This window comes from Candidatus Dormiibacterota bacterium (assembly GCA_035635555.1).
In the GTDB taxonomy this organism is placed as follows: Bacteria; Acidobacteriota; Polarisedimenticolia; order Gp22-AA2; family Gp22-AA2; genus Gp22-AA3.
The window spans coordinates 33,590-39,765 of the sequence record DASQAT010000057.1; the positions used below are offsets into that span (position 1 = coordinate 33,590).

A 6,176-nucleotide genomic window follows, 5' to 3' on the forward strand; every position below is an offset into this window, starting at 1 on the left:
GATCGTCCCCGAGTATAACCCTGCGCCCTGACTCTGTTGCGGCGGGTTGTCAGCCGGCTTCTTCCAGCACGGCCCAGTGCCATGGCTCGTACGCTATTCCAAACCGATTTCCGCGCGGATACGTCATGGCGAAACCGAAGCGATGCGCGTGCCGGACGAGCCAGGCGAATGCCACGGTCGTCTCGAACTCCTCGGTGAGCGGCGGGCAGCCTGGCGTCGCGAGGTCGACGGCTCTGCCCGTGTGGTGCTCGCTGTAGCCCGGAGGCGTGTTCACCTTCAAAATGCCCTCGAGTGACTCGCCGGCTCTGATCTTCCGCTCGAAAATCTGCCGCTGGTATTCCAGGCTCCTGAAGGCCGAGACGAGCAGCAGCGCGACGCCATCCTGCTGCGCCGCGGCCCGGAGCCCGCTCCACCGGCCGGCGGCGTGGGGCGCTAGCTGCCGGTCCCGTCCGTAGATGTCCACGCCGACCGACACGAGGTTCTTGGCCTCGGCATAAGACGGCATGTGTCTGTCCACGCCGTAGGAAGCAGGGATCCCCAGGTCCGCCAAGGTCCGCGCCACGCGCGCGTCGTAAGGTTCGTCGGTCCTCACTCGCTGACCCTATTCAGCCGGAGCCAGCTCACCAGAGCCGCAGCAAGGACTCCGGGCGTAAGCACCTGGTGAACCAGCCTGAAGCGAAGCACATCGACCGATCGGTCGGAGAGGCGGCCAAGATAACCGGTGTTCGATGCCGCCACTGTCGCCCCCAGGGCCAGGACCAGCGCACCGACGTGCAGCGCTCTCGACCAGTCTCGAGACCGCACCCCCTCCGCAACTCCGACACCGATCGCGAAAGGGATGAGCACCCACGCTGCGCCCCCGAGAAAATGCGCCAGAAACCGGTGCGGGCCCGCGCTTCGCACCGTGAGCCCCGTCACGAACAACATGACCCACAACGAAAGCAACAACAGCACCGCCACCCTGGCGGCCTGGATCGAACGGGCCTCGAACTCGAGATGAGCCCAGGCGCCGAGAGCGAACAGGACCGCCATGAGCAGGAGTCTGAGGAGATCACCCATGGCTTGCCCGCTCTTCCCACCGTGCCACGTTCACGCCCTTCACAAGCAGCCAGAGGCACAGTGACAATTCCCCAATAAAGGCAGGAACCAGAATGGCGGGGAACAACGCATTCGCGACCTTGGGGGCCAGAAGCAGCGCAAAACTGTTCGTCAGATAGCACACCCCGGCAATCTGCATCAAAACGCCTAGAATCTTTGGCAGATAGCCCGATCTCGCAATCAAGTATCCAAGAACAATGCACTCACAACCAAAGAATATCAACCCGATGCCAAAACCGTATCCATCCGACTTGACAGACAGGTACGCCAGAGCATGTCGCTGGTGTGGTTCGAATGCGTTCAGATAATCCGCGCTTCCCAACAGGAACAAAGCCACCAGGAGAGCCAACTTGTTGGCGACCATGACAGCGCTCTGTATCAAATTGAACAACACCGCAAGCAACGCCAGATATTTGTGTACCGGTCTGAGCAAGACATAGAAAATCAGCATCAACGGCACATCACACACGTGCATGACAAGGTCGCCGACTATTCCTATGCGCCAGAGCAACTGAGAAGCCACAATATTATTGGCCGTGGCTGTAGCATCGCCTGACACGATGAGTCTGTCTCTGAGTCGCGACTCCTCGGGAAATCGCTCGTAATACGACATGACCTCCGGAGGAGGCTTCGGATCCCGGTCCCTCTTCGCGATCATTCGCGCTCAGTCTCCTTTCGGATGCACGCGGTAGTCAACCGACACGTGCGCGGAGCCAGGCAGTCACTGCGGGCGCATCGGCGGTGGACGGGAATACGGGGTAGATCACGTGCACAATTCGTGACCCCTCCAGAATCAGGCTCAGGCGCTTGAGGAGAGTCCAGTCTCCGTACCGGAAAGTCGGGAGTCGCAGGGCATGGGTGAGCTCGAGGCGGGCATCGCTCAGGATCGGGTAGGGCAGGTGGAGCCGCTCAGCCATCTCCCGCTGATACTCGGTTGACTGAGTACTGAGACCGTAGACGGTCGCTCCCAGGCGTTGGAGGTCCGCGTAGTGATCACGAAAGGCACAGTTTTGAGGCGTACAGCCCCGGGCGCCCGGAATCTCGTCCCAGCCTGGCGGCGAGTCCTGGGTCGGGACCCCGGTGCGCGGGTACGCATAGACCACCGACCACCTCGTCGGAGAAGCGCCCAGACGGACGGAGCGGCCGTCGGTGCTCGGCAGATCGAGCGGCGGGACCTCGAGACCCGGCAAATGGCCGCAGGCCCCGTCGTCCGTCGGTGCGGGAAGGTCGGCCGGAAGCGAGTAGAGGTCGTCCGAGCGCCGCTCCATGTAGGACTTGAGCGCCTCGAGCCTCTGTCGCACCTCGCGCAGGAAGAGAACCGAGGCGATTGGGCCTGCAAGCGCCCGAAGCCAGCGGGGCCTGGTGGAGAAATTGAACCGGTACGTTACGCGGGTCAGTCCAGACCCGACGTCCTCCTGACGGAGGCTGGCGGCGAAGGACTCGAGTACGGCCGGTCCCTTCGTCATTTTCACCGCAGCGACGACCGGCCGATCGAAGGATAGGTAGATTGTCTCCATGGCAAGGCCCCCGAACCCGTTTCGAGCGGTGCATCGAGCCTTGACCCCGGGGCCGGCCGCTTCCGCTCCCTCCAGAAGACAGGCCTCCTTCAGAAAGGGATCCCACTCCAGCCGTCGCGCGTAATCGTGAATGAGATCGAAAACCGCCTCCGGCCTCGCGCGAATCTCGATCGCGGCCTCGACAGTCCTCATTGCTAATCGCCCCCCAAAGCCGCCACCCGCGCCTCGACCTATAGGACCCGCTCGAACACGCGAATGCCCGACCACTTCTGATCGTTCTTGGACCAGAGGGGTTTGAGAACCAAGCGGTCGCCCGTAAGCTCGAACGGTCGCTCTTCGTCGCGGCCGATGAAGAGGCCGTACAGGTCGCCCTCGGCATGGTGAACCACGATCCCCCTGGCGGCATCGACGCGGTAGGTGCCAAAGTACGCCGCGTAGGCATCAAGGAGCGCTTCCTTCTCCTGAGGCGTCACTCGGTACGGATCGCCCGAGGCCACCTTGGGATGCGGCTGCTTCATGATCTGAATCGCCATGTGCCCGGTCGCGTCGTAAACAAGAAACCCTTTCGGCTCGGTGCCATACGGAAAGACTGCGGGACCTGAGGCCGGCCTGTCCTCGTACGAGACAAGCCTCCAGGAACCAACAAGCCCCTGTGGAGCATCGCGTGCGTTCTCCCTCATTGAGAGCCTCCCGTCCGCCCACCAGGTAACGGAGGTGGGTATTGCATGGCTGACCTGCTGCTCTTTGCCAGGACGACAGCCAACAGAACAATATCGATCATGAGACTGAATACAATGAGGGCCCCATCTTCAGAAGACTCACCGACGCACCATCGCAACACTGAGACATGCCAGCCAGGTCCCGAACCATGCCGGCGCGTTGACCGTTACACTATCGACAAGGCTAGTCATGAGCTGCTGCATCGCGTCCGTCACCGGCGAGCGGGCACCGCGATCGATCGACTGGGAGAGCATGCGCGACTGCGCCACGATAAGCTGAGGCAGGTAATAAGTCTGGATGGCACCCAGGATACCTAGACTCCCCAGGATGATGCCCGATACGCCGACCGAGGTGACCCAACGAGGTCTCATGAATTCAGCCCCCGGCTACCCTGCTGCGCGCCTCAGCGGTCGCACCGTGACGGCGCCAAGGATCAGACCAGCGAGAAGCACGAACGCGACGACTCCCCGCGGCGAGACCACGCCACCCAACAGCGTGTCAACCGCCAGCGAGCTCAATGGGAAGCCCAGGCCGAGCGCGAAAATTGTCGCAGAGGCCCAACCATGGACCCGGACCGCGCTGCGCCGCAAAACCAAGGATTGCGTCATGCCCAACAAGAGCCCGCTGATAGTGCCCACGACGGCAAAGCTCAAAGCCCTCCCGAGAACTCCAACGCGCGCGACGTTCATTGCATGCCCTGTCAGGACGCGCCCACCCTGCTCCACCACGACCACTCCCAGCGCCAGACCAGCACCCAGCCCAACGCAGCTTGCGACTACCCACTGGTACGGCCGAGCCACCAGGGACCGCATGTGGTGCAACTGGCTGAGACCGAGAATGCCACCGACTAGACAGGTCACAGCCGGCGTAACGAGCATCATGCCAACGACAGCTGCGATGGGCCCCCCGAGGATGAGGCCCGCAACCATACCGGCCCCCAGGCCCACGGCCGTTATCAGCGTCCAGCCGAGCCCAAAGCGTTTGCTCTTCGAGTCCGCCATGATTGCCTCCCGTCACACGTTGAGTATGGCGTTGTTAGCCGGCTCCGGGTACACCGTCGAAAAAGTCAACGACTCCAGTGTTCAGCGAATACTCGGCTCCCACGACGAGGAGCCCATCCTTCTGGATGGACTGCTCAAGGACTTCCGATCCATGTCGCAGATGGTCGGCCGAGACGCGGATGTTGGCCCGAACGGCCTTCCGCACGAGAGCATCCGCCTGATCCCGGAATTCCTCCATCAACAACGCTTCCACGGATGGCCGGATACGGTCAACGATCGACCGGAGGTTCCGTGACTGGCCCTCCGAGGGACGCCCAAGCTCCTCGATGGTTGCCAGAACAGCCCCACACTCGGTGTGACCCAGGACCACAACGAGCCGAGTGCCGAAACGCTCCGCGGCGAACTCGACGCTCCCGATTTGAGAAGGGGCGACGATGTTCCCGGCGACACGGATGACAAACAAGTCACCAAGTCCTTGATCGAAGACGATCTCCGCCGGCACCCGCGAATCGGAACATCCGAGAATGATGGCAAACGGCTCCTGGCCTGCCGCCAGCTCGCGGCGACGCGTCTGGCCAGTGAGTGTGTCACGGCGACGAACGTCCATCACAAATCGGCGGTTCCCCTCGCGCAAGCGTTCGAGGGCTTCTTGGGCAGCGATCATCGACGTTTCATCCTCGTCCGCCTGACGCCCCGGGTAAGCTGCAGCACGGCGCGCGCGACAACGCCGCCATCAGAGCCCTCCGTTACCCACCACCCTGGCGATCGTGGTGATGGTATTCCAGTTGCGCGTGGTAACCGGGACCCCAAAGAGCCGGTCGAACTTGCCGAGGTGGCCGATAGCCTTCATCTGGCGTCGGTAAACGCCGAAGACAAACCGGTTGTCCGCCGCGAGGATCTTCACCAGCCACCTGCCGCTGGAAGGAAAGCTTATGGGCGTCGATGGCATCGAGCGGGGGCGTTTGGACAGGATGCTCACGAAACGAACGATATCGGGTCGCAGGGCCTGGTCCGCGAAATGATTCTGAGACGTCAGCCTGACAATCTCGCGACCGTGGCAGATCATGATCTCCGCCTCAAAGGGAAGCCTGCGTGCCATTTCGGCGCGGAGTTTCGCCCGGGTGACTGGCCGCCGGATCACGAAGGTGCCCGCCGCGCCGATGTTGACAACATCGAGGTGCTTGAGTCGTTCGGCCAGTGTCGAGGGTCGGAATGTCCTGTGACCGCCGACGTTGACTCCTCTCAGAAGAACCACGAGTGCCACGCGTTCCCTCCTCGTCGCGCCGCCTGGCGGCAAATTTGCGCAAGCAAATGTGATTCGAGTCCGGTGGGTCGGCTGCATGCGTTTGTCAGGCCGGCACCGCGTGGCCCCTTGACTCGAACGAAGAGAGCTCACTAATCGTGACGTAGTATCCGTCCGGATCCCGGAGCGAGAACTCCTTTGTCCGAGTATTCGGGTTCGCGTGCGGCTCCTCTTCGAGTCGACCGACGAGAGCGCGCGCCCTTTTCAGTGACATATCGAAATCGTCGACGCGAAAGAACAAGAGGAGCCCGTTGCCAGGTGTTGCCTCGTCCCGGCTCATCAAGGACGGATGTTCGTGCGCTCCCCACTCGTGGAGGCAGAGCAAAACAGTTCCGTCCGAATCGAGGATCTGACTGAAATAGGGATGGTCCGGTCGTTTCTCGGGCTGGCCGAAGAGCGACTGGTACCATTTGAAGCTACTCGGCACATCGCTTACGCCGATGATCGTCCAGGTGCGCTTCATGACGTCTTCTCCCGTCGGCCTGACGGTCGCGCTCAGCGGCGCGGCGGAGTCCTACAAGGCAAGGCGCATCTCGT

At 62.2% G+C, this 6,176-nt stretch carries 10 protein-coding genes; all 10 read right to left on the reverse strand.

Translation table 11 applies throughout. The annotated features are described in order from the left end of the window. Positions 1–49: 49 nt before the first annotated feature. The 10 genes from VEW47_17515 to VEW47_17560 all read right to left on the reverse strand — a co-directional run bounded on the left by VEW47_17515 (position 50) and on the right by VEW47_17560 (position 6,102). Positions 50–592 (reverse strand): M15 family metallopeptidase, encoded by a 543-nt coding sequence (locus VEW47_17515; protein ID HYS06978.1) that lies wholly within the window; start codon positions 590–592, stop codon positions 50–52. Further along, on the reverse strand, positions 589–1,059 hold the full coding sequence (locus VEW47_17520; protein HYS06979.1) for a hypothetical protein: 471 nt from the start codon (positions 1,057–1,059) through the stop codon (positions 589–591). Before VEW47_17520 ends, VEW47_17515 begins: the two co-directional genes overlap by 4 nt. After that, positions 1,052–1,756, reverse strand: coding sequence for a DUF4386 domain-containing protein (locus tag VEW47_17525; protein HYS06980.1), 705 nt, complete (start codon positions 1,754–1,756; stop codon positions 1,052–1,054). Before VEW47_17525 ends, VEW47_17520 begins: the two co-directional genes overlap by 8 nt. A gap of 34 nt (positions 1,757–1,790) precedes the next feature. After that, on the reverse strand, positions 1,791–2,807 hold the full coding sequence (locus tag VEW47_17530; GenBank protein HYS06981.1) for an SRPBCC family protein: 1,017 nt from the start codon (positions 2,805–2,807) through the stop codon (positions 1,791–1,793). 38 nt (positions 2,808–2,845) lie between these two features. Then, complete coding sequence (locus VEW47_17535; protein HYS06982.1) at positions 2,846–3,295, reverse strand: lipocalin-like domain-containing protein; 450 nt, start codon at positions 3,293–3,295, stop codon at positions 2,846–2,848. A gap of 138 nt (positions 3,296–3,433) precedes the next feature. Continuing rightward, positions 3,434–3,706, reverse strand: coding sequence for a hypothetical protein (locus tag VEW47_17540; GenBank protein ID HYS06983.1), 273 nt, complete (start codon positions 3,704–3,706; stop codon positions 3,434–3,436). 15 nt (positions 3,707–3,721) lie between these two features. After that, positions 3,722–4,336 (reverse strand): hypothetical protein, encoded by a 615-nt coding sequence (locus VEW47_17545; GenBank protein ID HYS06984.1) that lies wholly within the window; start codon positions 4,334–4,336, stop codon positions 3,722–3,724. Positions 4,337–4,370: 34 nt separating this feature from the next. Beyond that, complete coding sequence (locus tag VEW47_17550) at positions 4,371–5,000, reverse strand: carbonic anhydrase (GenBank protein ID HYS06985.1); 630 nt, start codon at positions 4,998–5,000, stop codon at positions 4,371–4,373. Positions 5,001–5,069: 69 nt separating this feature from the next. Beyond that, a complete protein-coding gene (locus VEW47_17555; GenBank protein ID HYS06986.1) occupies positions 5,070–5,600 on the reverse strand; it encodes a DUF1697 domain-containing protein in 531 nt (176 codons plus the stop codon). 85 nt (positions 5,601–5,685) lie between these two features. Then, complete coding sequence (locus VEW47_17560; GenBank protein ID HYS06987.1) at positions 5,686–6,102, reverse strand: VOC family protein; 417 nt, start codon at positions 6,100–6,102, stop codon at positions 5,686–5,688. Positions 6,103–6,176: the final 74 nt, after the last annotated feature.

Coding starts and splice junctions, on each gene's coding strand:
- VEW47_17520 (HYS06979.1), bottom strand. CDS start 1,059: ATGGGTGATCTCCTCAGACTCCTGCTCATGGCGGTCCTGTTCGCTCTC.
- VEW47_17525 (HYS06980.1), bottom strand. CDS start 1,756: ATGATCGCGAAGAGGGACCGGGATCCGAAGCCTCCTCCGGAGGTCATG.
- VEW47_17530 (HYS06981.1), bottom strand. CDS start 2,807: ATGAGGACTGTCGAGGCCGCGATCGAGATTCGCGCGAGGCCGGAGGCG.
- VEW47_17535 (HYS06982.1), bottom strand. CDS start 3,295: ATGAGGGAGAACGCACGCGATGCTCCACAGGGGCTTGTTGGTTCCTGG.
- VEW47_17540 (HYS06983.1), bottom strand. CDS start 3,706: ATGAGACCTCGTTGGGTCACCTCGGTCGGCGTATCGGGCATCATCCTG.
- VEW47_17545 (HYS06984.1), bottom strand. CDS start 4,336: ATGGCGGACTCGAAGAGCAAACGCTTTGGGCTCGGCTGGACGCTGATA.
- VEW47_17550 (HYS06985.1), bottom strand. CDS start 5,000: ATGATCGCTGCCCAAGAAGCCCTCGAACGCTTGCGCGAGGGGAACCGC.
- VEW47_17560 (HYS06987.1), bottom strand. CDS start 6,102: ATGAAGCGCACCTGGACGATCATCGGCGTAAGCGATGTGCCGAGTAGC.